The organism is Nocardioides sp. NPDC051685, from assembly GCF_044453405.1.
Taxonomy (GTDB): domain Bacteria; phylum Actinomycetota; class Actinomycetes; order Propionibacteriales; family Nocardioidaceae; genus Nocardioides.
Window position 1 is genome coordinate 853,544 of the sequence record NZ_JBITCR010000001.1, and the last position, 23,965, is coordinate 877,508.

Below are 23,965 nucleotides of genomic sequence, written 5' to 3' on the forward strand. Positions count from 1 at the left end.
GCGATCCCCTAGCGGGTGCCGCCCCGGATCAGGGCCATCGCCTCGGCCCGGGTGGTGGCGTTGGAGCGCATCGAGCCGCGTACGGCGCTGGTGATCGTGCGCGCTCCGGCCTTCTTGACGCCGCGCATGGTCATGCAGAGGTGCTCGGCCTCGATCACCACGATGACGCCGCGCGCCTCGAGGATCTCGGTGAGGGCGTCGGCCACCTGGGTGGTGAGCCGCTCCTGCACCTGCGGTCGCTTGGCGTAGACGTCGACCAGCCTGGCCAGCTTGGACAGGCCGGTGATCTTGCCGGACTCGGCCGGGATGTAGCCGACGTGGGCGACGCCGGTGAACGGCACCAGGTGGTGCTCGCACATCGACCACAGCTCGATGTCACGGACCAGGACCATCTCGTCGTGGCCGAGGTCGAACGTCGTGGTGAGCACGTCCGTGGGCTCCTGGTGGAGCCCTCGGGTCACCTCTTGGTAGGCGCGGGCGACCCTGGCGGGCGTCTCGAGCAGCCCTTCGCGGTCGGGATCCTCCCCGATCGCGTAGAGCAGCTCGCGCACGGCCGCCTCGGCCCGCTTCTGGTCGAACGGGGGAACGTCCGCCACGTCCCGCTCGGGGACGTGGACGGGCGCTACATCATCAAAGGTGTCAGACATGTGTTCCGTCGATCAGGCAGGCGGGGTGGCCTCGGGCGAGCTGGCCTCGGTCGGCTTGGTCGGGTCGACTCCGTTGGTGGACTGGACACCGGACTGCTGACCAGCGGCGCGGACCGCCTTGGCGAGGTTCTCCTTGTCGCGCTCGACGATCCACCGCGGGATCTCGACCGCGGGGCGGTCGGAGGGACGGCGGGTGTCGGATCCGGTCCAGGCCGGACGCGGGTCGCGGCGGCGCAGCGGCTCGAAGATCTCGGCGACCTCGTGCTTCGACAGCGTCTCCTTCTCGAGGAGCTGCAGGACCAGGTTGTCGAGGACGTCCCGGTTCTCCTCGAGGATGTCGAAGGCCTCCTGGTGCGCGGTCGCGAGGAGCTTCTTGGTCTCGTCATCGACGATGGCCGCGACCTCCTCGGAGTAGTTGCGCTGGTGGCCGATGTCACGGCCCAGGAACGGCTCCCCGTTGGACTCCCCGAGCTTGATGGCACCGAGGCGCTCGGTCATGCCGAACTGGGTGACCATCGCACGAGCGAGGTTGGTCGCCTTCTCGATGTCGTTGCCGGCACCCGTGGTCGGGTCGTGGAAGATGAGCTCCTCCGCGGCACGGCCACCGAGCATGTAGGAGAGCTTGTTGAGCATCGCCGAGCGGGTCTGGCTGTATTGGTCGTCGTCGGGCATCACCAGGTTGTAGCCGAGCGCCTTGCCGCGCGGCAGGATCGTGATCTTCTGGACCACGTCCGGGCCCGGCAGGGCTGCGGCGACCAGCGCGTGGCCACCCTCGTGGTAGGCGGTGATGAGCTTCTCCTGCTCGCTCATCAGACGCGTGCGCTTCTGCGGGCCGGCGATGACCCGGTCGATGGCCTCGTCGAGCGCCTTGTTGGTGATCAGCTTCTGGTCACTGCGAGCGGTCAGCAGCGCGGCCTCGTTGAGCACGTTGGCCAGGTCGGCACCGGAGAACCCGGGGGTCCGTCGGGCGACCGAGTCGAGGTCGATGTCGCCGGCCAGCGGCTTGCCGCGGGCATGGACCTGGAGGATCTTCTCGCGACCGGCGAGGTCGGGAGCGTCCACCTGGATCTGGCGGTCGAAGCGGCCCGGGCGCAGCAGCGCCGGGTCGAGCACGTCGGGACGGTTGGTGGCCGCGATCAGGATGACCCCGCCGCGTACGTCGAAGCCGTCCATCTCCACGAGGAGCTGGTTCAGCGTCTGCTCGCGCTCGTCGTGGCCACCGCCCATGCCGGCGCCGCGGTGACGGCCGACGGCGTCGATCTCGTCGATGAAGACGATGGCGGGAGCGTTCTCCTTGGCCTGCTCGAACAGGTCGCGGACACGGCTCGCACCGACACCGACGAACATCTCGACGAAGTCGGAACCGGAGATCGAGTAGAACGGCACGCCGGCCTCGCCCGCGACGGCACGCGCGAGCAGGGTCTTACCGGTGCCCGGCTGACCGTAGAGCAGCACGCCCTTGGGGATCTTGGCGCCGACGGCCTGGAACTTCGCCGGCTCCTGCAGGAACTCCTTGATCTCCTGGAGCTCCTCGACGGCCTCGTCGGCACCGGCGACGTCGGCGAACGTCGTCTTCGGCATGTCCTTGGTGATCAGCTTCGCCTTGGACTTGGCGAACTGCATGACCCCGCGGCCGCCACCGCCCTGGACCGAGTTCATCAGGAACAGGAACAGCACGATGATCAGCACGAACGGAAGCAGGAAGCTCAGGATCGAGCCGAGCACGGAGGGCTTGGCGACCTCGGAGTTGAACTCCTTGAGGTTGTCCCCCTCGGCCTCGGTCTTGCGCACCATCGCGATGAGCGCTTCCTGGTCGCCGTCGACCCACGACGTGGTGACCTCGGCGCTGCCCTTGCGGGCATCCTTGGTCAGGGTCGCCTTGATCTCCTGGTCGCCGTCGACGAACGTGATCTCCTTGACCTGGTCCTTCTGAATGTATTCAGTCAGCTCGCTGGTCGTGATCTCGTCGCCGCCGCTGCGAGGGGCCAGGTACTGCAGCGCCAGGATCACACCGAGCACTGCCAGGATGATCCACAGCCAGGGACCTTTGAATATGCGCTTCACAGGCTTCTTTCAACCGTTACGGGGTCAGACACGCACGCAGGGGAGCGTGCTCGTCATTTAGAACGACGGTACACGCCAAATCGTGCCCGATCCCATCTGTGCGTTCCGCTCTCGGCGAAAGCGGCGATCCGACGAGGGGCCGGAACGAAACCGCCCTAAGGTGTCGACATGGTCGAAAGTAAAACCTCGGCACCGGGCTCCACCGGCGGCTCCGGCAGCCGTCTCGCCGTGGTTCTGGTCGTGGTGCTGCTCGTGCTCCTGGTCGTCCTCGTGGTCGCTGCCGGGGCGGTCGCCTGGCGGCTGGTGGCGCAGGGGTCCGATGACGTACCTGCTCCGGCGGCCTCGCCGAGCGCGGCCCCGCCGAGCGCGGCCCCGCCGAGCGGGGCCCCGCCGAGCGCGGCCCCGCCGACGCCAGTCGCACCCGTACCGGTCCCGGACGGCGCCTGGAAGTCGGTGACCTCGGCCAAGGACCGGATGACCTACGACGTACCTCCGAACTGGGAGCCGGGTCCGGACACACTGGCCGGGTTCGAGTCGCCCGCCGGTGAGGTCACAGCGCTCATGCACGGCATCGCGACCTACGGCTCGGGCTGGTGCGACGACGACTGGCACACCCTCGTCGGGTTCGTCACGCCTGGCTCGATCTCCGACAAGGGTTCGATCGAGGCCACCGCGATGCACTGGGCCAAGGCGGCAGCTCAGGACGACGGCGGCAGCAACCCGACCGGATCGCTCGCCGAGCCACGGACGGTGAAGGTCGACGGTGGCCGGACCGCCGCGACGGCGGTGACCGCCACGGCCACGCCGCTCAGCCAGACGTGTCCGGTGCCGTCCATCGAGGTGACCGTGGTGTCGGTGTCCACGCCCCCCGGCCAGGCGCTCTTCGTGGTCGTCGCCGACCGGGGCGCCGAGGGGTCGAACCCGGACGCAGCGCTGGCGAAGGTGATCGCCAGCCTGCGTCCGGCCCGCTGAGACTCAGCTGCGCATATTGCTTCGGGCTCCGCTTCAGCTGTAGATGTGCGGCGCGAGGGTCGAGATGTCGCGCAGGTTGCGGTACTTCTCGTTGAAGTCGAGGCCGTAGCCGACGACGAACTCGTCGGGGATGTCCCAGCCGACGTACTTCACCTCGACCGGCATGCTGACCGCCTCGGGCTTGCGGAGCAGGGTGACGATCTCGAGGCTCGCCGGGCCACGGCTGTTCAGGTTGGAGGTCAGCCAGGTCAGGGTCAGGCCGGAGTCGATGATCTCGTCGACGACGAGCACGTGCTTGCCGGTCACGTCGGTGTCGAGGTCCTTCAGGATCCGCACCACACCGGACGACTTCGTGCCGGAGCCGTAGGAGGACACCGCCATCCAGTCCATCTCGACGTGGCGGTTCAGGGCGCGCGCGAGGTCGGCCATGATCATCACCGCGCCACGCAGGACGCCGACGATCAGGAGCTCCTCGCCCTCGTAGTCCTTCTCGATCCGGCGGGCCAGCTCTTCGACCTTCGCCTGGATCTCGTCGTGGGTGAACAGGGTCTTCACGAGGTCGTCGCCGACGTACTCGGTGTCCATGAGCGCCACTCTAAATGCTCGTGGGGAAAGGGCCTGATTCGAAGACGATAGAAGAGTTCGTACGCCGCGCCCGAATGTGTCCCGGCAGGTCGATCCAGCGCTGGCCGCGCCAGCCGGTGACCAGCTCGTCGACGGCCTTCACGTGCTCGCGGGTGAGCTCCGCGGGCGGGCTGCCGGCGTCGAGGGCGGCGATCCGGAGGACTCGGGTGCGGACGGCGTCCGGATACTGCGCCAGGGTGTCGACCGGGAGGGTTCCGCCGAGCTCGCGGTGCATCGCCTCGGCGATGTCGTCGATGAAGTCGGCGTCCTCGCGGAGCTGCTCGGCGGTGCGGGCCAGCGCGTCGGCGACCCCAGGGCCGAGGTCCTCCTCGAGCGTGGGCAGGACCCGGTGGCGGATGCGCGCACGGGTGTAGGCGAAGTCGCGGTTGTGCGGGTCCTGCCAGACGTCGAGCCCCTCGACCTGGCAGGCGGTCTCGGTGTCGATGCGGGTGGTCCCGAGGAGGGGACGGCGATAGCGGTCGAAGGCGGCGCGCATCCCGGAGAGGCTGCGCGCCCCCGAGCCTCTGGTCAGCCCCAGCAGCACCGTCTCGGCCTGGTCGTCGCGGGTGTGGCCGAGCAGGATCACGCTCGCGCCGAGGCGCTCGGCGAGCTGGTCCAGAACCGTATAACGGGCCTGTCGCGCCGCGGCCTCGGGCCCTTCCCCGTCAGCCTTGACCTCGACGGTCGCCGTCACGGTCTCGTCGACGCCCATCGTCGCCAACTGCCCGATGACCTTCGCGGCCTGTGCCTCGCTGCCGTCCTGCAGCCCGTGGTCGACGGTCGCGCCGATCACGTGCAGCCCCAGCTTGTGGCCCTCGAAGACCGCCGCAGAGGCGAGCGCCAGCGAGTCCGCCCCGCCGGAGCAGGCCACGATCACCTTCTCCCCCGGCTCGAGCCGCTCGAGCGCGGCGCGGACGGGGCGACGTACCGCGGCGACCGAGGGGTGCAGGCTCACTCAGCCAGCGTAGCGGCGCGGATGTTCATCTAGGTATGCAGGGCAACCGTCACATCCCAGGTGGAGTTCCGCATGGGAAGTGGCGGATCGGCTACATACCTAGCTGAACATCCAGCGGCCTCACAGGACCCGGGTGACCCAGGCGTCCGGGTCGACGATCTCGGCCTTCGACGGGAGGTTCTCCGCACCGGCGAAGACGGCGTTGAACTCCTCCATGCCGACGCGGTCGACCACGTGGCGTACGAACTTCGCGCCGTCGCGGTACTGCGCCATCTTGGCCTCCAGCCCGAGCAGGCGGCGCAGCAGGCGGTCGAGCACGCCGATGCCTTGGCGGCGCTTGTTGAACGCCTTGCGGATCGCGGTGACGCTGGGGATCACGCCCGGGCCGACGTCGTCCATGACCACATCGGCATGGCCCTCGAGCAGCGACATCATCCCGGTGACCCGGTCGATGATCTCCTTCTGCTCGGGCTTGGCGAACGCGTCCACGATGCTGCCGTTGCCCTTGAGCGCCTCGGTGATGCGCTGCAGACCACCGTCGAAGATCGAGGCCGGGTCCATCGCCTCGGAGAGGCCCTCGATCTGGGCGAAGAGGTGGTCGCGCATCCACGGGCTCGCGGTGAACTGGACCCGGTGGGTCTCCTCGTGGAGACAGACCCACAGCCGGAAGTCGGCCGGGTCCAGGCCGAGCTCGCGCTCGACGTGGACGGCGTTGGGCGCGACCAGCAGCAGCCGGCCCGACGGCCCGAAGAACGGGTCGAACTGGCCGAGGATCTTCGAGGACATGAAGCCGAGCAGACCGCCGACCTCGGCGGCGCTGATCTTGGAGCCGACCGCCAGGGAGAGGGCTCCCGGGGTGCGCTTCGCGGTGATCCGGTCGACCACCGGCGAGATCACGTTGGCAAAGGTGTCGGCGTTGGCCTGGATCCAGCCTCTGCGGTCGACGACCAGGACCGGAGCGGTGTCGCGGGGCGCGTCGAGGCCGGTGAACGCGCGGACGAACTCGGTCGCCTTCGCGGCGTCCGCGCGCAGCTCCTCGACGGCGTGCTGGGCCTCGTTGCGCGAGACGATCGGGCCGTCTCCGGCGACCTTCGCGCCGAGGCGTACGGCCAGGTCCCAGTCGACCATGGTCGCTCCGGACGGCCTGGGATCCTCAGCACGATGGGTCATGCCTACGACCGTAGCCGACTCGACCTACGCAGACAGTCCTATGTCGAGCATCGACACGTCGCGACCGACGTCATCGCGTCGTCGAGGGCGTCGCGTACGTCCAGGGTCTCCTCGGGCTTGAACCCGTCGGCCATGAGCACGACGACGAACGGCGTGCCGCGGGAGTCGACCGCGATGCCGGAGAGCCCGGAGACGCCGGTGAGGGTGCCGGTCTTCGCCCGGACCCGGCCGCGCCCGGGCTCGGCGTCGAAGTTGAACCGGCGCGAGAGCGAGCCGACCCAGCCGGCGACCGGAAGGCCGGTCAGCGCGGGCGCGAGCTCGGGCCGGTTGGCGCTCGCGGCGGTCTGGAGCGTGCTCACCAGCAGCGTCGGCGGGATCCGGTCCTGCCGGGAGAGACCGGAGCCGTCACGCAGGACCAGCCCGGTGGTGTCGATGCCGAGCTCCTTCAGCGTGGCCGTGATCGCCGCGGTGGAGCCGTCGAACGTCGGTGCTCCTGCGGCGACGCCGACGTGGCGGGCGAGGATCTCGGCGAGCTGGTTGTCGCTGTGCTGCAGCGTGTATTCGACGATCTCGCGCAGGGTGTCGCCGTGGCGTACGGCGAGCTGGGTGCCGGCCTTCGTGCCGCGCACCGGCTTACCGGCGACTTTGATCCCGTGCTTGACCAGGGCCTTCCGGAACTGCTCGGCGGCCTGCTTTGAGGGGTCCCGGCTGTAGCCCGCCGCCTGGGAGCCGCCGTGGTCCACGGAGAGCGCGGTGATCCCACCGACCTCGCCGCCCAGATAGGTCCGTCGCCAGGCGGGGCTGATCGTCGGGCCTCCGAAGAGGCTGTCGTCGTAGGTGAGGGTCACCGTCTTGGTGGTGCCGAGCTCCCGGGCGGTCTCCGCGGCGAGGGTGTCGAGGTCGCTGGTGGTGAGAGATGCGTCACCTCCGCCGACGAGGGTGACCGTGCTCCCCTGGAGCGTGGTGCTGGTCTCGAACCGTCGCTCCGGGCCGTACGCCTCCAGCACCGCCACGCTGGTCAGCAGCTTCGTGACGCTCGCCGGAGTCGCGGACCCGGTGCCGTGGGTGACCAGCGGCGCGCCCTTGAGCGGCGCGATCGCCGCCTTGAGGTGCCTGCCGAGCCGCTTGTCGCCGACCATCCCCCGCATCACCTGCTCCAGCGCGGCCTGATCGGGTTTTCCGGGGGTCCTCGTCTGCTCGCCCGCGACCGCCGCGGGGCTGACCGCCGCGATGCTCAGCGGGGCCGGCGGAGGGGTCGGCGCGACGTTGCCCTGGGCGTAGCGCACCCACCCCAGGGCGTACGCCGCTGCCGCCGTCCCCACCAGGAGGGCGAGCACCAGGGGCAGCACGATCGCCAGCTTTCCGCGGGCCTCGTCCGGCTCCTCGGAAGGCCACTTCGGCGCGCTGTGGGGCTCCACGGATATCCTCCTCGATGCCGGATCTGACGCCGATCGGTGTCAGACTGTCCGGCATTCCGTTTTTGGGTTTGTCTGGAGGCAGAGAAGTGACGCAGGAGTTCGACGTACTGATCGAGGTCCCCAAGGGATCCCGCAACAAGTACGAGGTGGACCACGAGTCGAACCGGCTTCGACTCGACCGCGTGCTGTTCACCTCCATGATGTACCCCGCAGACTACGGCTACATCGAAGACACCCTCGGTGGGGATGGTGACCCGCTCGACGCGCTGGTCCTGACTCCCTACCCGCTCTTCCCGGGTGTGCTCGTCCAGGCCCGCCCGGTCGCGATGTACGTCATGGAGGACGAGAAGGGCCAGGACGAGAAGGTCCTCTGCGTCCCCTGCGACCCCCGCTTCGACCACATCCAGGACCTCGCGGACGTCGACGAGTGGACGCTCAACGAGATCAAGCACTTCTTCGAGCACTACAAGGACCTCGAGCCCGGCAAGACCGTCAAGGGCTCCGACTGGGTCGGCAAGGCCGCTGCGGAGTCGGAGATCGCCGCCTCCATCGACCGCTTCAAGAACACGGCTCACTGAGTCCGTCTCGCTGGGTCCGCGCCTGTTGACCGAGGTGACTCGGTCGGGGCGCGGATGTTCACCGAGGTAACTCGGTTGGGTCGCACTGCCTTCGTGGAACTCCACGAAGGCAGTGTCTGTTTACCGAGGTAACTCGGTCAGCGTTCACCCAACGCGGCGCAGAAGGATTCGTACGTCGCGTCCACCTCCCCCGCGACGCTCGGGACGACCTTCGTTGCGGGGCGTTGTTCCACCAGGTCGGCGAGCTCGGCTGCGTACGCCCGGAGGTGCTCGTCGCCACCGGACTCCGCCACGATCTCTCTCACGATCGGGTGCCAGGGATCGCTGCCGTCGTCGCGCGCGTGGAAACGGCGTAGCGCGTCGTCCTCGACCGCCTCGAGCATGACCTCCACGAACTCGGCGCCGGCGTCGTGCGCCGCTCTCTCGAAGCGCTGGAGCTCGCTGACTCTGGCGAACAGCTGCGGAAGCACCACGTCGCCGGACTCGCTCAGGTAGCCCCGGATCAGCCCCAGCGCCGCCGGCCTGATCCGTGCACCGGCGCCGATGAAGTCGTCCCGCCACCCACTGATGTGGGTGCGCAGCAGATCGATGTCACAGACCAGCGTGCCGGGATGGTCGGCCGCGAAACGCCTGGCGAGCGTCGACTTTCCCACCCCGGGCATTCCGTTGATGAGGATCAGCCTGGCCACATGGTCAGTCAACCACCAGCTGGGGTTCAGCTGGCGATCCGCATCCGGGATTGGAACCGACCCAGCGTCCGGCGCGGGCTGTCCAGGTCGTCCCAGATGACGCGTACGAAGCCGTAGTCGGTGATCTCCCGGATCTCGTCCTCGCGCCGCTTCTCCTCGAACACCGCGTCGCTGGGCGACTGACCGGGCCTGAGCAGCTTTCCGTATTTCACCTTGCCGTCGAACTCGCCGAACAACCGGAATTGCGGCCACGCCCAGTCGACGATGCCGACCAGCGAACCGTCGGCGCGATAGACAGGCACCTGAAGCTCCGGGCGAGGCAGGCCTCCGACGCGGAACAGCCACAGACACCGCGACTCCGCGATCGATCCCGACAGCGGATTCGCATGAGCGACAGCAGCTCCGAGCGGATGGCTGAAGGGCCACTGGTTCATCCGCTGGTATTCGGCGATCAACTCCTCCTTCGTGAATGCCTTCGCTCGGAGGCCGGCATCGAGGAGGCACTGAGTGACCTCGTCGTTGGCCTGAAGGCTCGTCTCCAGCGCACATCGAACGGCAGGCAACGTACGCAGCCCGTCGCGTGTCTCGACCTCGTCCTCCCGGACGGCACCGAGGTGATGGACGACGTCCCCCTCGAGCGGTCTTCCGGCACCGTCGAGCCTGGTCACATGCACCTTGGCGAGGTCGACACCCCACAGGTCGATCCCGTGAGCGGCCATGCCGGACACGTGGCTCAGAGCGATCTTGCCGCCCAGCGAACGCTGGACGGCTCGGGCGCGCACTCGGTGACGTCCGACCGCGTCGAGCGCCGCCCATTCGTCGGCGAACACGTAGGCACCGCGTCTGATCCGATGCCATGCGCCCTGACGGACGACCGCGGTGATCTGGCGGTCTGCGTAGCCGGCGTTCTTTGCTTCGCGGCGGGTGAAGAAGCCTTCGGTGGCAGTGATGATTCGTAGTGGGTCCATGCGTCCAGGCTTCGTCCCCGCGCCGACATTTCCGACCGGAAAACGGCCCGCTGTGGATAACCCGGTCCCGAACCTCACCTGTGGAGAGTCAGCGGCCCATGTTCCGTGCGACGGGCGGGTGGATGCTCACCGAGGTAACTCGGCCAGCGACCGCTGCCATCGCGGAACTCCACGAAGTCAGTGACACCCAACCGAGTTACCTCGGTGAGCATCCCGCCCCGCCCCGCCCGACCCTCAGCCGATCAGATCCTCCGCCCGCAGCAGTTCCTCGGGCACCCCGAAGCCGTCGACGAGCAGCCGCGCGGAGGGACGCAGCTCGCGGCAGAGGCGGTTGACCTCGGCGGTGATGGCCTTGGAGCGCTCGGAGGAGAGGCGGCCGTGCTCCATGAACCACGCCCGGTCGGCCTCGATGACCGAGAGGGCGCTGAGGTCGCAGACCGTGTCCATCAGATCCCGCACCTCCCCCGAGGGCAGCCCGCGGACCTTCTCCCGGAACGCCTCGTGGATCAGCCGCTCGACGTGAGCATGAGCGACGCCGATGACGTGGTCCTGGACGGTCGAGAAGACCGCACCGGGCTCGCGCCCGGCCTTCACACCCGACTGCAGGCGCCGGGCGACGCCCGCGAGCATGTGCTCCTCGCGGAAGCGCAGCATGGCCAGGTGGTAGTCGGCGTCGAGGATGTCCGGCTCCCGCTCGCCCGCGATCGGGACGACGTCGCGGACACGTTCGAGCAGCTTGTGCACGGCGGTCCGCTCCAGGACGGTCTCGACGGCGAGACCGGCGACGAAACGTACGAGGTCGAGCTGGTCCATCTCCTCGAACTCGCTCGAGTAGCCGGTGAGCAGCCCCTTGGCGACCAGCTGCAGCAGCACGGTGTTGTCGCCCTCGAAGGTCGTGAAGACGTCGGTGTCGGCCTTCAGGGCCGCGAACCGGTTGGCGGCCAGATAGCCTGCTCCGCCGCACGCCTCGCGGCACTCCTGGATCACCCGGGTCGCGTGCCAGGTCGCCAGTGCCTTGGTGCCGGCCGCTCGCGTCTCGAGCTCGCGCCGGGCGTGCTCCGAGGTCGAGACGCCGGAGAAGACGTCGTGCAGGTCGTCGCGTACGACCTCCTGCGCGAAGCGCAGCGCATAGGTCCGCGCGACCAGCGGGAGCAGCCGCCGCTGGTGCTGGCCGTAGTCCAGGAGCAGCGACTCCTCGGCGTCCGACGACGCCTCGAACTGGCGCCGGCGCAGCGCGTAGCGGACCGCGATCGTCAGCGCGACCTCCGAGGCCCGGATCCCGGCACCACCGACCGATACCCGGCCCTGCACAAGCGTGCCGAGCATGGTGAAGAAGCGCCGCCCGGCCGACTCGATCTCCGACACGTACTCGCCAGCGGCGGTGACGTCCGCGAAGCGGTTCAACAAGGACGTACGCGGCACCCGCACGCCCGAGAACCACAGCCGTCCGTTGTCGACGCCGTTGAGCCCCATCTTGGGCCCGTCATCGGCGATCCTGACCCCGGGCGCCGGCTCACCGGAGACGCGGATCGGCACGACGAAGGCATGCACCCCACGCTCCTCGCCACCGACCACGAGCTGCGCGAAGACGACGGCCAGCTCCCCGTGACAGGCGGCGTTGCCGATGTAGTCCTTGTACGCATCCTCGCGGGTCGTCTCGATGACGAACTCGTCCGTGGCGGGGTCGTAGGTGGCCACGGTCGCCACCGCGGCCACGTTGGAGCCGTGGCCGTGCTCGGTCATCGCGAAGCAGCCGAGCAAGCGCGCGGAGACGATGTCGGCGAGGTAGCGGTCGTGGTGGCGGGCGGTCCCGAGCTGGAGGATGGCACCGCCGAAGAGCCCGAACTGCACGCCCGACTTCACCAGCAGCGACAGGTCACCACCGGCCATCTCCTCGAAGGCGGCGATGGAGGCGCCGACGTCACCGCCCCCGCCGTACTCCTTCGGGAACCCGAGCCCGGTCAGACCGGTCGCGGAGACGTCGAGGAGCATCTTCCGCACGCGCTCGCGATACTCCGGCCGGGGCAGCTCCTCGACCTCGTCGAGGAAGCCGGCGCGCTCGGCGAGCGCCGTGCGTACGTCGTGGCGGACCCCGGCGTACCGCCCGTCGAGAAGTGAAGTCAGTGCTGCGGCATCGATGGCGTTCACGCCGCCACCTTATGTCGCAGCCGAGTCGGATCAGGTCAGCTCGTGGGCGACCTTGGCCTCGCGTCCGGCGATCTCGTCGGACTCGGCGACGAGACGGCGGACACCCTTGCGCCGGAACTTCTGGTTGGCCGCCAGCCCACCGAAGTAGTAGGCGACGAGCGCGATCATGCAGCCGGCGACGTCGTCGGCCAGGTAGTGCCAGCCGAAGTAGATGGTCGCGACGACGGTGATCCCGAAGTTGATCCAGCCGGCCCAGCGGGCGATCTTGTTGTTGATCGTCGCCTGGATCATCAGCGCCACCAGCAGGGTGATGCCGCAGTGCAGCGAGGCGAAGCCACCGACCGACTGCACCACGTTGGAGTCGACGTCGAAGAGCACGTGTTGTCGGGTGAAGACCAGCGACTGCATCAGGCTGCTCGCGGGGGTGTCCGGCAGGTCGGCGTAGAGGTAGGGGTAGTTCAGACCGGGGCCGACGGTCGGCAGGCAGTAGTAGGAGACCGTGCCGAGGATCCAGGCGATGCACTGCGAGCTCACGAACCAGTAGCCGTAGGCGAGGTTGCGCGACCACACCAGCCAGCCGGCGACGGCGAACGGCACCAGCGGCAGGAACCACATGTAGATGTAGGAGAGGAACCAGGCCACCCAGCCGGTGCCGAGGAGGTCGTGGAGCAGGATCGCCGGGTCGGCGCCGAAGAGCACCGCCTTGTCGATCAGGTGCAGCTCGTGGTCGAACTCATAGGTCTCCGGCACCACGAACGGCAGGAACGACTTGAGGTTCCGGTAGCAGACGTAGACCAGGTAGAAGCAGACGATGCCCATCGCCACGAGCGTCAGCCGCTCGCGGGTCCAGTGGGTGCGGACCCGCTCCTTGAAGATCGGCCCCATCTCCGCCCACTTGAACTTGGACTTCCACAGCGTGCGTGGCACGAGGTCGACGAGGAGGGCTGCTCCGACGAGGAGGGGAAGACGGAGCCAGGACGGTCCGAGGAACCCCTCCGGGTCGAGCATGCGCTTGTCGACGATCTGCGCGGTCACGACTGCGATCAGGCCGAAGATCAGCGCGCTGCTGACGAGGAAGATCTGAGCGCGTCGATACATAGCCGCTGATTCTAAGTGGCCGGTGGTTACTCCACCGATTTCCGGACGTACGCCCCGGGGATGGCCAGCCGGTTCGGCTCGACCCTCAGCCTGACCGACTCCCCTGGGGCCGGCGCCGAGTCGGCGACGGCGTCGACCTCGCCGACGTCCTCGAGACGTACGACGAGCCGGTGCTGCTCCGGCGTGGCCCTGGCCGAGACGACGGTGCCGGTGAGCGGGCCTGCCGGATCGGCGACGAAGGCGGAGCGGCGGAGGGCCACAGCGTCGGCGGGGTCCATCCCGGCGGCCTTCAGCACCGGGTACGCCGCAGGCCCCTCGAGCACGCGGGCATAGCCCAGGAACAGGGCTGCCCAGGCGTCCGTCGGATGTGCCCACACCTCGCGAAGGGTCCCCTCCTGCACCAGGTGGCCGTCGCGCAGGAGCGCGATCCGGTCGGCCACCGCGAACGCCTCCTCCTGGTCGTGGGTGACCATCAGCGCGGTGGTGCCCGCCTCGTGCAGGATGCGTCGCAGGTCGCCGGCGAGCCGTTCTCGCAGCCCCGCGTCGAGCGCGGAGAGCGGCTCGTCGAGGAGCAGCAGCCGCGGCTCGACAGCGAGCGCCCGCGCGAGCGCGACCCGCTGGCGCTCACCCCCGCTCAGGGTGGTCGGAAGACGGTCCTGGTAGCCGCCCAGGCCGACGAGCTCCAGCAGCTCGGCGACCTTCGTCGTGCGGTCGGCGGCCGGGATTCGGCGCAACCGCATCGGGTAGGCGACGTTGTCCCCGGCCCTGAGATGCGGGAACAGCTGACCGTCCTGGAACATCAGCGCGAACCCACGCTTGTGCGTCGGCACCCCTCGCAGCGACCGCCCGTCCCAGCTGATCTCCCCCGTCGCCGGCTCCAGCCCCGCCACGGCCCGCAACAGGGTCGACTTCCCCGACCCCGACGGTCCGAGCAGCGCCAGCACCTCCCCGTCCGCCAGCTCCAGGCTGACGTCCTCGACCGCGGCCTTCCCGTCGTACGCCACCGACACCTCACGCAGCGACAGCATCGCAACCTCGATCCTGCCGAAGCGTCAGCCCGGTCGGCCGAGGCGTCAGCCCGGTCGGCCGAGCCGGCACAACCGTGACGTCTCGCCCGACGTACGCGACGCCTCGCCCGACGTAGGCGACGCCTCGCCCGACGGGGGTGACTTCTCGGCGGTTCACAGTGCTCCGATCGACGGGACGCGGAGACGCTCGACGAGGAGCATGACCGCAGCAGTGGCAAGGGCGAGGACACAGGCGGCGGCGAGAGCCATGCCGTAGTTGTCGGATCCCGGACGGGACAGCAGCCGGAGGATGACGACGGGCAGCGTGGGGCGCTCCTCGCGGACGAGGAAGGAGGTCGCGCCGAACTCCCCCAACGAGGCCGCGAAGGCGAAGCCGGAGGAGGCGAGGAGCGGCTTCCAGATGGCAGGCAGGTCGACGGTCATGACCGCGCGCAGCGGCCCGGCCCCGAGCCCGGCGGCGGCCTGCCGGAGACGATCGTCGACGGATGCCAGGACGGGCACCAGCGTCCTCACCACCAGGGGCAACGCGACCAGCGCCTGGGCCAGCGGTACCAGCCACGGCTCGTCCCGGAAGTCGAACGGACCCGACCCGAGCGTCAGGTAGAGCCCGAGTCCGAGGGTGACGGCACTGACCCCGAGCGGCACCATGAACAGCCCGTCGAGGACCGCACGCACGCGACGCTCGGCGAGCGTCCGCGATCTCCGGGTCACCGCGAAGGCCACCAGCAGCCCGAGCACGAGCGCAACGACCGACGCCTGCACCGCGACCGCCAGCGACGTCATCAGCGCCGTGGTGACCGGCACCGGCAGCGGCGGGTCGAACCCGGGGGTCTGCAGGGCGACATAGTTCCCGAGGCTCCACCGGTCCTCGACCCGCAGCGACCCGAGCAGCAGCGCCAGCAGCGGTCCGGCCACCAGCAGGACGAGCACCGACGTCGACAACAGAGCGGGTAGGTCCCGCAGCGACACCCGCCGGCGGCGTACGACGACCCTGGACTGCGCAGGGTCGGGCACCGAACGCAGCCGGCCGGCCACGACCAGCAGCCCGATGACGACGATCAGCTGGAGCACCGACAGCACCGCGGCACCGGGCAGGTCGAACAGGGTGAAGGTCAGCTTGTAGATCTCGGTCTCGATGCTGTTGTAACGCACCCCGCCGAGGGTGAGGACGATCCCGAACGCGGTGGCGCAGAAGAGGAAGACGACCGACGCGGCCGAGACGATCGCCGGCCGCAGCGCCGGCAGGGTGATCGTCACCAGCACCCGGAAGGGCGACGCCCCCAGTGCCGCGGCGGCCTCACCGGGACGCGGGTCGAGCGACTCCCAGGCCGCCCCGACCGCCCGGATCACGACCGAGGCGTTGAAGAAGACCAGCCCGAGGATGATCGCGGTCGGTGTCCCGTCCAACCCGAGCGACGCCAGCAGCCCCGCCTCGCCGATCAGCTCACGGAAGGCGACCCCGACGACGACGGTGGGGAGCACGAACGGCACCAGCAGTCCCGCCCGGATCACACGCTGCAGCGGAAACGCCAGTCGATGGAGCGCGAACGCGGCCGGCAACCCCAACGCGACGCTCAGCACCGTCGCGAGCCCCGAGGACCACAGCGTGAACCAGAGCGCCCGCTGGATCCCCGGGCGCCCCACGACCCGGGACACGACCGACGGGTCGAAGGAACCGCCGAAGAACAGCCCGCGCTGCACCATCCCCGTGACCGGCAGGACGAAGAAGACCGCCAGCACGGCCACCGGGACGGCGGCGAGCGCGACCAGGGTCCCTACGCGACGGGTGGAGCTCACTGCGCGATCGTGTCACTCCAGGTCGCCAGCCACGCTTCCCGGTTCTCCTCGATCTCCTGCGGCTCGACGGAGAGCGGCGAGGTGGGCTGCTGGGCGAACTTCGCCCAGTCGGCGGGCAGCTTCACGTCGGATGCGACGGGGAACACGTACATGCTCTCCGGCAGTGCCCCCTGCACGCTGTCGGAGAGCATGAAGTCGATCAGCGCCTGGGCGCCCTCGGGGTGGTCGGCACCCTTCAGCACGCCGGCGTACTCGACCTGGCGGAAACAGGTGTCGAGCAGGGCTTTCGTCGTCGTCGCACCGTCCTTGACGGTGAAGGCCGGCGAGGAGTCGTAGGAGACGACGATCGGCCGCGTCCCCTTCCCGCCGCCCTGGGTGAAGTCGGAGTAGTAGGCCTGGTCCCAGCCGTCGACGACCTTGGCGCCGTTGTCCATCAGCTTGGCCCAGTAGTCCGCCCAGCCGTCCTCGCCGTACTCGGCCACGGTCGACAGCAGGAATGCCATCCCCGGCGTCGACGTCGCCGCACCCGGAGTCACGAGAAGATCCTTGTACGCAGGCTCGGCCAGGTCGTCGAGCGACTTCGGCGGCGTCAGCTTCTTCGCCGCGAACCACTCGGTGTCGACGTTGACGCACACGCTGCCGTTGTCGATCGGGGTGAGGAAGTGCTTCTCGTCGCCCGGGAGGTCGTAGTCGGAGACGCCCTGGGGGATCTCGGAAGGCGTGTAGGCCTCCAGCGCGCCCTGGTCGATCGCCCGGCTGGCGAAGGTGTTGTCGACGCCGAAGACCGCGTCGCCGTCGGGGTTCCCGGTGTCCATGGCGATCTTGGTGGTCAGCTCGCCACCGTCGCCCGCGTGCCGGATCTCGGCGGTGTAGCCGGTCTTCTCGGTGAACTCGGCCAACACCTCCTTCGGCAGCGTGAAGCTGTCGTGGGTCAGCAGCACGACCGTCTTGTCGCCGGCAGCCTCCGACTTCTTGGCGTCCGGCTCGGCGGGGGTGCTCCCGCAGGCGGACAGCAGCAGCGCCGAGACCGCAGTGATCGCAGTGGCAGTGATGGCAGGCGTACGCATGCGCATTTCTGACTCCCTTCGCCGGTATCAACCGGAGCAGGTTCGGAGGGTCTGCGGCGCTGTTCGCCGCACTCTCAGGCCTCCCGGCCTCCCCTGTCTGTTCCCGCAAACACTACTGCTTGCGAGAATCCACCCATGACCGACGTCGCCATCTCGTCCTTCGACGACCTCCCCCCGAAGACCGCGTACGCCCTGTGGCGGCTGCGCCAGGAGGTCTTCGTCGTCGAGCAGGACTGCCCCTACCTCGACCTGGACGGCCGCGACCTCGAGCCCGGGACGCGTCACGTGGTGCTGACCGATGGCGACCAGCTCGCCGGCACCGCCCGCATCCTCGACGACGGCGACGTGTGGCGGATCGGCCGCGTCGCCCTCGCCCCCTCCCACCGCGGCAAGGGCCTGGCCGACGTGATCATGAAGGCCGCCGTCGAGGCCGTCACCGACCGTGACATCGTCCTCGACGCTCAGTCGCCGCTGGCCGGCTGGTACGCCAAGCTCGGGTTCGTGAAGGACGGCGAGGAGTTCCTCGAGGACGGCATCCCGCACACCCCGATGCGGCTCACTCGCTGACGGGGGCGAACAGGACGCTCGCCTCGGTCTCCTCACGCGTGGCGAGCCCCCGAGCCACCAGCAGCTCCAAGTGGGCCTTGGTCTCCATGACCGCGAGACCGGCGTTGAAGTAGTCGAGCTCGGCGAAGGCGCGCTCGTGGCGGGTCCAGCCGAGGTCGTTGGCCACCTCCAGCGCCGAGCGCCGACCGGCCTTCAGCGAGGCCAGCGACTGGGCGAGCCGGGACTCGTGGTGGGCCAGGAGCTCGTCGACGCGGGTGTGGGACGACGGCGCGACCGGGCCGTGAGCAGGGAGAAGTCGCAGGTCAGGCAGGGAGCGGACCTTGGTCAGCGAGGCCATGAAGTCGCCCAGCGGGTCGATGACCGGCACCGGCTCGAAGCCGATCGACGGCGTGATCGTGGGCAGCACGTGGTCGCCGGCGAACAGGACCGAGCCGGCCAGGTCCGCATAGACGTAGTGACCCTGGGTGTGGCCGGGGGTGTGCACGGCGTCGACGTCGCGGCCGGCCACGTCCAGGCGTACGTCACCCTCGAGCCAGCGGTCGGGCATCCGCCAGTGCGAGGGTTCGGGCAGCGGAGGTGGGTTCGCGGCCCACTTCTCCGCCAGCTCCGGTGCGCCGGCATGGGCGAGCAGCCGGTCGGTCGAGACCCAGCCGTCGAGGTCGCCGTTGGTGAGCTCCAGGGTGGGCCGGTCACCGGCGCCGAGCAGCACGTCCGCGCCGAACTCCTCACCCAGCACCGAGGCGAGCGTGTAGTGGTCGCGATGGACGTGGGTGACCAGGAAACGCCGGATGTCGCCGAACTCGAAACCGAGCTTCTTCAGCCCCGACTCCAGCGCAGAGCGCCCCTCGGTGATCGCCCAGCCACCGTCGACCAGGGACAGCCCGTCCGAGCCCTCGAGGACGTAGATGTTGACCGCCTTGAGCCCGTCCATCGGCAGCGGCAGCGGGATCCGGTGCACGCCGTCGGCGACCGTCCAGGCGCCCGGAGCGGACCAGTGCTCCCCCGAGTCAGGCGAGACGGCAGTGGCGGTCGACTGGCTCATCGGCTGGCTCATCGGTCTCCTTCGGGTCGACCTCTCCAGAGCCAGAGCAGACCCAGGATCGGCAGCAGAGCAGGAACGAATCCGTATCCGCTCCCGAACTTCGACCATACCGATGCATCCGGGAACCAGGACGGAACGACCAGGGACAGGACACCGACGACGAGCACGCCGGCCAGCTCGACCCACAGCATGATCTTCGCGAAGCCCGCTGATCCGGCAGCCGCCCGGCGGATCGCGAACCAGCCGGCGACGTAGGTGGCCGCGGCGACCATCGAGAGGGAGTAGGCGATCGGGGCCTCGTCGAAGCGGGTGAAGACCTGCACCAGCGACCGGGCGCCCGCCGCGAGCACGAAGATCGCGTAGACGGTCAGCAGCACCAGGTGCGGACCGGAACGGGTCTTGGCGGGCGAGGTTGCGGTCATCGGACCATCATGACGCGTACGGCCACGACCCCCGTCGCCAGGGCCGCCGCCGCGATCACGCCCGAGGACCAGGTCGAACGGTCCTCGCGCATCGTCTGCAGGGCCAGCGGCATGAGGCACACCAGCGCACCGAGATAACCGAGGAAGGTCGAGAGCGACTCCGGCTTGCGCCCGGCCGACCAGCCGGCCAGCGCCCCGATCGCGAGCACGACCGCCAGGATCTCGAGCATCCACGCCAGCTGGTCGAGCCACTTCGGCCGCGGCGCCTTCAGCACCACTCCGACGACGGCCGCGATCGTCACGAACGCGGCGTATGCGGCCACGATTATTCCGATCGGAGTCAGGGCGTCCACGTGCCAATATTCTCTGATGACCTCCGTCGTTCCCGATCCGGGGCTCGTCGCCCGCCTCCGCGCCGCTGGCTGCGTCTTCGCCGAGGAGGAGGCAGCCCTCCTCGAAGCGGCACCGGTCCCGCCGCAGGAGCGAGAAGCGATGGTCGTACGCCGCGTGGCCGGCGAGCCGCTGGAGCTCATCCTGGGATGGGCCGAGTTCTGCGGGCTCCGGATCCGGGTCGCGCCCGGGGTGTTCGTGCCCCGGCAGCGCTCGGCGCTGATGGTCGAGCTCGCCTGCCGGACGACCGAGCGGGGTGCGGCCCGGAGGGTGCTCGATCTCGGCTGCGGCACCGGCGCGCTGGGCGCCGCCGTCGCGGCCCGCGTCCCGAACGTGGAGATCTGGGCAACCGACATCGACCCGGCCGCCGCCGAGTGCGCCCGCCTGAATCTGCCGCCGGAGCGGGTGCTCCTCGGCGACCTCTACGGCCCGCTCCCCCGCGACCTCGCGTTCGACGTGATCGTGGCCAACGCGCCGTACGTCCCGAGCTCCGAGATCGGCAACATGCCGCCCGAGGCGCGCGACCACGAGCACCATGTGGCGCTCGACGGCGGCACCGACGGGCTCGACGTCCAGCGCCGCGTGATCGAGCAGGCGCCGAAGCATCTGGCGCCCGGCGGCGTACTCGTCATCGAGGCCGGCCAGGAGCAGGCGCCCGTCACCGCGGCGCTGATGCGGGAGCAGGGGCTCGTCGCGGAGATCCATCACGACGAGGAGCTCTACGCGACCGTGGTCACCGGAACGGCCCGCTGAAACGCGCCAAAAGCGAGGCATCCCTCTGATTGCACACCACCCCCGCAGTGTGCATTCAGAGGGACCGCCATCGGGAGGGTCGTCCACCCCCCACCGGTGGACGACCTTCTCGCCGATGAAACGGACCACCCGCGGATCCATGACGCGGGTTGAGAAGAATTTCTTCGAGATTCGCGTCAGACTTCCGACATGGAGGCGTTGGGGGTGACCCACCTGGTGCCGTTGTCCCTGCTCGCAGCGGGGATCGTGGGCGTGGTCTGGCTGGGCAGACAGCAGCGCGACGGCGAGCTCCCGTCGAGATTCTCCCGAGCATTCGCCCTCACGATCCCACTGACGACGATCCCGCTGCAGGCTCACGAGTGGGTCACCGACTTCGACCTCTTCATCGATCTGCCGATCCATCTGTGCGATCTGGCGTGGATGGCGGCCGCGGTCGCGCTGTGGACGCACCATCCCTACCCGACCGCACTGACCTGCTTCTGGGGCCTCACGCTGACCACCCAGGGCGTGTTCACCCCGGATGTGAGGGACTTCCCGGAAGTCAGCTACATCACCTTCTGGGGCATGCACCTGATGGTCGTGCTCGCCGCGGTCTACCTGGTCTTCGGGCTCAAGCTGGTCCCACGATGGCGTGACTACGGCTGGGTGGTGGCGACCACCGCGGTGTGGGCCGCGGCGGCGTACGTCCTCAACCTCGTCCTCGACGCCAACTACGGCTACCTGCGCTACAAGCCGGAGTCGGGCTCGATGCTCGACCTGCTGGGCCCGTGGCCCCTCTACATCCTCAACGAGATCGTGCTCATCGCGGGAGTGTGGGCACTGGTCACGTTGGGGCTGCGGATCTGGGCACGTCAGGACGGGTCGGCGAGGACCCCGGTGCGCTCGTAGTCGGCGAGAGCCGCGGCGTACGGTGCCAGGTCGATGCCCTTCTCGCTGACCCAGGCGTCGTCGTAATAGGACGAGCGGTAGCGCTCCCCGGAGTCGCACAGCAGCGAGACGACGCTGCCCTCTGTGCCGGCCGCCACCATGTCGCGTACGACGCCCAGCGATGCCCACACGTTGGTGCCCGTCGAGGGGCCGACCGAGCGGCCCATCCGGTTCGAGAGCCATCGCATCGTCGCGATCGACGCCGCGTCGGGCACCTGGACCATGTCGTCGACGACCCCGCCGACGAAGGACGGCTCGACCCGCGGCCGCCCGATCCCCTCGATGCGCGACGGCATCCCGGTGGCGTAGTCGGAGGTGTCCATCTCCCAGCCGCCGTAGAAGGCGGAGTTCTCCGGGTCAGCGACCATCAGCTTGGTGGGGTGGCGGCGGTAGTGGAGGTAGCGGCCGATGGTGGCCGAGGTGCCGCCGGTGCCGGCGGAGACGACGATCCAGGCCGGGACCGGGTGACGCTCCTGCGACATCTGGTCGAAGATCGACTCGGCGATGTTGTTGTTGCCGCGCCAGTCGGTGGCCCGCTCGGCGTAGGTGAACTGGTCCATGTAGTGGCCGCCGCACTCGCGGGCGAGGCGCTCGGCCTCGGCGTACATGTCCGGAGCCTTGTCGACGAAGTGACAGCGGCCGCCGTACCACTCGATCAGGCGGACCTTCTCCGCCGAGGTCGAGCGTGGCATCACCGCGACGAACGGCAGCCCGAGGAGGCCGGCGAAATAGGCCTCGGAGACCGCAGTGGATCCCGAGGAGGCCTCGACGACCGTCGAGCCCTCGTGGAGCCAGCCGTTGCAGACCGCGTAGAGGAACAGCGACCGGGCCAGGCGGTGCTTCAACGAGCCGGTGGGGTGGCTCGACTCGTCCTTGAGGTAGAGATCGATCCCGGGGCAACCAGGCAGGGGCACCGCATGGAGATGGGTGTCGGCCGAGCGCTGCGCGTCGGCCTCGACGCGGCGTACGGCATCAATGATCCAGGCACGATGGGAGTCGGAGAGGCGTGGCACCGCCCGAGCGTAACTCCACCCTGAACTACCACCGACACGTGCGGTGGGCCACAATGACGGACGGAATCATGTCGGGTCCGGGCAGTGAAGTTGCCCACAACTTAGACCGATCTAAGGACCCCGATTAACCATTGCGGCCTCAAAAGCGAGACAAAAGACCTGTGGACGAACCTCTTGACGTAGTGCTGATCGGCGGCGGCATCATGAGCGCCACCCTGGGTGTGCTCCTCCAGGAGCTGGAGCCCAGCTGGTCCATCAAGATGATCGAGCGGCTCGACTCGCTCGCGGTCGAGTCCTCCGGACCATGGAACAACGCCGGCACCGGTCACTCCGCGCTGTGCGAGCTCAACTACAGCCCGCAGAACCCTGATGGTTCGGTCGACATCTCCAAGGCCGTCAACGTCAACGAGCAGTTCCAGCTCTCCCGCCAGCTGTGGTCCTTCCTGGTCGAGAACGGCCGCATCCCGGACCCGGACAAGTTCATCCACACCGTCCCGCACATGTCCTTCGTGTGGGGCGCCGAGAACGTCGACTACCTCCGCAAGCGCTACGAGGCCCTCTCGGCCCACCCGCTCTTCCCCGGGATGGAGTTCTCCACCGACCCCGAGGTCATCAGGGGCTGGGCGCCGCTGCTGCTCGAGGGCCGCTCGGCCAAGTCGCTCGCCGACGAGCCGATCGCGGCCACCTGGACCAACGCCGGCACCGACGTCGACTTCGGCTCGCTCACCTCGATCCTGACCCGCACCCTGGTGGACAAGGGCGCCGACCTGGAGACGTCCTCCGAGGTCACCGACCTGCACCAGACCATGGACGGCTTCTGGCACGTCTACGGCCGCAACGAGTCCGGGAAGTACCACCTGCGTTCGCGCTTCGTCTTCGTCGGCGCCGGCGGCTACGCGCTGCCGCTGCTGCAGAAGGCCGGGATCCAGGAGATCCGCGGTTTCGGCGGCTTCCCCGTCTCCGGTGAGTTCCTGCGTACGTCGAAGCCGGAGCTCGTCGCCCAGCACCGCGCCAAGGCCTACGGCAAGGCCGCCGTCGGCGCACCGCCCATGTCGGTGCCCCACCTCGACACCCGCTACGTCGAGGGCAAGACCCACCTGATGTTCGGTCCGTACGCCGGCTGGAGCCCGCGCTTCCTCAAGACCGGATCGCTCACCGACCTGTTCCTCTCGGTGCGGCCCCACAACCTGCTGCCGATGCTGCGGGCCGGGCTCACCAACATGGATCTCACCGTCTACCTGGTCAAGGAGCTGCTGCGCTCGCCGCGCAAGAAGTTCGACGACCTCCTCGACTTCTTCCCTGCCGCCGACCGCAAAGACTGGGAGCGGATCATCGCCGGCCAGCGGGTGCAGGTCATCCGCCCCGACGGCGTGCTCCAGTTCGGCACCGAGGTCATCACCGCCGAGGACGGCACCATCGCCGGTCTGCTGGGTGCCTCCCCCGGCGCCTCGACCGCCCCGGCGATCATGGTCAACGTCCTGCGTCGCTGCTTCCCTGACCGTTGGGACGGCTGGCAGCCGCAGCTCAAGACGATGATCCCGGCCACCGGTGCCGAGCTCAGCGACGACCCCGAGCTCGCTGCCGAGACCTTCGCGCGTACGGACCGCCAGCTCCACCTGGGCTGAGCG

Annotated in this window: 23 protein-coding genes and 1 riboswitch; of the genes, 6 read left to right on the plus strand and 17 right to left on the minus strand. The window is 69.2% G+C overall.

Annotation, left to right across the window (positions count from 1 at the left end; genetic code table 11):
- Positions 1 to 8 precede the first annotated feature (8 nt).
- Together folE and ftsH are read right to left on the minus strand one after the other, a co-directional pair.
- Entirely contained in the window at positions 9 to 647 is a 639-nt protein-coding gene (folE, locus tag ACIA03_RS04125) for a GTP cyclohydrolase I FolE (protein WP_396979511.1), read from the minus strand.
- A gap of 12 nt (positions 648 to 659) precedes the next feature.
- Entirely contained in the window at positions 660 to 2,711 is a 2,052-nt protein-coding gene (ftsH, locus tag ACIA03_RS04130) for an ATP-dependent zinc metalloprotease FtsH (protein WP_396979513.1), read from the minus strand.
- 168 nt (positions 2,712 to 2,879) lie between these two features.
- Between ftsH and ACIA03_RS04135 the strand changes: the two genes are divergently transcribed.
- On the plus strand, positions 2,880 to 3,683 hold the full coding sequence (locus tag ACIA03_RS04135) for a hypothetical protein (RefSeq protein ID WP_396979515.1): 804 nt from the start codon (positions 2,880 to 2,882) through the stop codon (positions 3,681 to 3,683).
- Between the two features lie 33 nt (positions 3,684 to 3,716).
- Here ACIA03_RS04135 and hpt read toward each other — a convergent pair whose 3' ends face one another.
- The 4 genes from hpt to dacB all read right to left on the minus strand — a co-directional run bounded on the left by hpt (position 3,717) and on the right by dacB (position 7,850).
- Entirely contained in the window at positions 3,717 to 4,268 is a 552-nt protein-coding gene (gene hpt, locus ACIA03_RS04140; protein ID WP_328528386.1) for a hypoxanthine phosphoribosyltransferase, read from the minus strand.
- A gap of 10 nt (positions 4,269 to 4,278) precedes the next feature.
- Complete coding sequence (gene tilS / locus ACIA03_RS04145; RefSeq protein ID WP_396979518.1) at positions 4,279 to 5,262, minus strand: tRNA lysidine(34) synthetase TilS; 984 nt, start codon at positions 5,260 to 5,262, stop codon at positions 4,279 to 4,281.
- A 120-nt stretch (positions 5,263 to 5,382) separates the two neighbouring features.
- Positions 5,383 to 6,432: a zinc-dependent metalloprotease gene (locus ACIA03_RS04150; RefSeq protein WP_396979520.1), complete on the minus strand. Its 1,050-nt coding sequence runs from the start codon at positions 6,430 to 6,432 to the stop codon at positions 5,383 to 5,385.
- Between the two features lie 38 nt (positions 6,433 to 6,470).
- Entirely contained in the window at positions 6,471 to 7,850 is a 1,380-nt protein-coding gene (dacB, locus tag ACIA03_RS04155; protein ID WP_396979522.1) for a D-alanyl-D-alanine carboxypeptidase/D-alanyl-D-alanine-endopeptidase, read from the minus strand.
- Positions 7,851 to 7,936: 86 nt separating this feature from the next.
- On the opposite strand from dacB, the gene ACIA03_RS04160 reads away from it, so the two are divergent.
- Positions 7,937 to 8,428 carry an inorganic diphosphatase gene (locus ACIA03_RS04160; protein ID WP_141796010.1) on the plus strand — a complete coding sequence of 164 codons (492 nt, stop codon included), beginning with the start codon at positions 7,937 to 7,939 and terminating at the stop codon, positions 8,426 to 8,428.
- A 137-nt stretch (positions 8,429 to 8,565) separates the two neighbouring features.
- Here ACIA03_RS04160 and ACIA03_RS04165 read toward each other — a convergent pair whose 3' ends face one another.
- From ACIA03_RS04165 to ACIA03_RS04195, 7 genes are all read right to left on the minus strand, one after another.
- Positions 8,566 to 9,117: an AAA family ATPase gene (locus ACIA03_RS04165; protein WP_396979523.1), complete on the minus strand. Its 552-nt coding sequence runs from the start codon at positions 9,115 to 9,117 to the stop codon at positions 8,566 to 8,568.
- Between the two features lie 26 nt (positions 9,118 to 9,143).
- On the minus strand, positions 9,144 to 10,085 hold the full coding sequence (locus tag ACIA03_RS04170; RefSeq protein ID WP_396979525.1) for a type IV toxin-antitoxin system AbiEi family antitoxin domain-containing protein: 942 nt from the start codon (positions 10,083 to 10,085) through the stop codon (positions 9,144 to 9,146).
- Positions 10,086 to 10,319: 234 nt separating this feature from the next.
- The gene (locus tag ACIA03_RS04175; protein WP_396979527.1) at positions 10,320 to 12,233 is read right to left on the minus strand and encodes an acyl-CoA dehydrogenase; all 1,914 of its coding nucleotides are present in this window, start codon (positions 12,231 to 12,233) and stop codon (positions 10,320 to 10,322) included.
- Positions 12,234 to 12,263: 30 nt separating this feature from the next.
- Positions 12,264 to 13,331: a phosphatase PAP2 family protein gene (locus tag ACIA03_RS04180; RefSeq protein WP_396979529.1), complete on the minus strand. Its 1,068-nt coding sequence runs from the start codon at positions 13,329 to 13,331 to the stop codon at positions 12,264 to 12,266.
- A gap of 26 nt (positions 13,332 to 13,357) precedes the next feature.
- Positions 13,358 to 14,359, minus strand: coding sequence for an ABC transporter ATP-binding protein (locus ACIA03_RS04185; protein ID WP_396979531.1), 1,002 nt, complete (start codon positions 14,357 to 14,359; stop codon positions 13,358 to 13,360).
- 153 nt (positions 14,360 to 14,512) lie between these two features.
- Complete coding sequence (locus ACIA03_RS04190; RefSeq protein WP_396979533.1) at positions 14,513 to 16,156, minus strand: ABC transporter permease; 1,644 nt, start codon at positions 16,154 to 16,156, stop codon at positions 14,513 to 14,515.
- The gene (locus ACIA03_RS04195) at positions 16,153 to 17,229 is read right to left on the minus strand and encodes a thiamine ABC transporter substrate binding subunit (RefSeq protein WP_396979535.1); all 1,077 of its coding nucleotides are present in this window, start codon (positions 17,227 to 17,229) and stop codon (positions 16,153 to 16,155) included. The genes ACIA03_RS04190 and ACIA03_RS04195 overlap by 4 nt, the downstream gene beginning before the upstream one ends.
- Positions 17,220 to 17,328, minus strand: a riboswitch (TPP riboswitch). It overlaps the preceding gene by 10 nt.
- A gap of 30 nt (positions 17,329 to 17,358) precedes the next feature.
- Here ACIA03_RS04195 and ACIA03_RS04200 point away from each other — a divergent pair.
- The gene (locus ACIA03_RS04200) at positions 17,359 to 17,790 is read left to right on the plus strand and encodes a GNAT family N-acetyltransferase (protein WP_396979537.1); all 432 of its coding nucleotides are present in this window, start codon (positions 17,359 to 17,361) and stop codon (positions 17,788 to 17,790) included.
- Here the strand turns inward: ACIA03_RS04200 and ACIA03_RS04205 are convergent.
- Genes ACIA03_RS04205 through ACIA03_RS04215 form a run of 3 tightly spaced genes read right to left on the minus strand, consistent with a single transcriptional unit; the run spans position 17,780 to position 19,577 of the window.
- Positions 17,780 to 18,844 (minus strand): MBL fold metallo-hydrolase, encoded by a 1,065-nt coding sequence (locus tag ACIA03_RS04205; RefSeq protein WP_396979539.1) that lies wholly within the window; start codon positions 18,842 to 18,844, stop codon positions 17,780 to 17,782. The genes ACIA03_RS04200 and ACIA03_RS04205 overlap by 11 nt on opposite strands.
- Positions 18,841 to 19,254 carry a hypothetical protein gene (locus ACIA03_RS04210; RefSeq protein ID WP_396979541.1) on the minus strand — a complete coding sequence of 138 codons (414 nt, stop codon included), beginning with the start codon at positions 19,252 to 19,254 and terminating at the stop codon, positions 18,841 to 18,843. Before ACIA03_RS04210 ends, ACIA03_RS04205 begins: the two co-directional genes overlap by 4 nt.
- The gene (locus ACIA03_RS04215; protein WP_396979543.1) at positions 19,251 to 19,577 is read right to left on the minus strand and encodes a hypothetical protein; all 327 of its coding nucleotides are present in this window, start codon (positions 19,575 to 19,577) and stop codon (positions 19,251 to 19,253) included. Before ACIA03_RS04215 ends, ACIA03_RS04210 begins: the two co-directional genes overlap by 4 nt.
- Before the next feature lie 46 nt (positions 19,578 to 19,623).
- On the opposite strand from ACIA03_RS04215, the gene ACIA03_RS04220 reads away from it, so the two are divergent.
- Together ACIA03_RS04220 and ACIA03_RS04225 are read left to right on the plus strand one after the other, a co-directional pair.
- Complete coding sequence (locus ACIA03_RS04220) at positions 19,624 to 20,397, plus strand: putative protein N(5)-glutamine methyltransferase (protein WP_396979545.1); 774 nt, start codon at positions 19,624 to 19,626, stop codon at positions 20,395 to 20,397.
- Positions 20,398 to 20,586: 189 nt separating this feature from the next.
- Positions 20,587 to 21,285 (plus strand): TIGR02206 family membrane protein, encoded by a 699-nt coding sequence (locus ACIA03_RS04225; protein ID WP_396979547.1) that lies wholly within the window; start codon positions 20,587 to 20,589, stop codon positions 21,283 to 21,285.
- Here the strand turns inward: ACIA03_RS04225 and ACIA03_RS04230 are convergent.
- Positions 21,249 to 22,337 carry a PLP-dependent cysteine synthase family protein gene (locus ACIA03_RS04230; protein WP_396979549.1) on the minus strand — a complete coding sequence of 363 codons (1,089 nt, stop codon included), beginning with the start codon at positions 22,335 to 22,337 and terminating at the stop codon, positions 21,249 to 21,251. The two genes, ACIA03_RS04225 and ACIA03_RS04230, sit on opposite strands and share 37 nt — an antisense overlap.
- A 161-nt stretch (positions 22,338 to 22,498) precedes the next feature.
- On the opposite strand from ACIA03_RS04230, the gene ACIA03_RS04235 reads away from it, so the two are divergent.
- Positions 22,499 to 23,962, plus strand: coding sequence for a malate:quinone oxidoreductase (locus ACIA03_RS04235; RefSeq protein WP_396979551.1), 1,464 nt, complete (start codon positions 22,499 to 22,501; stop codon positions 23,960 to 23,962).
- Positions 23,963 to 23,965: the final 3 nt, after the last annotated feature.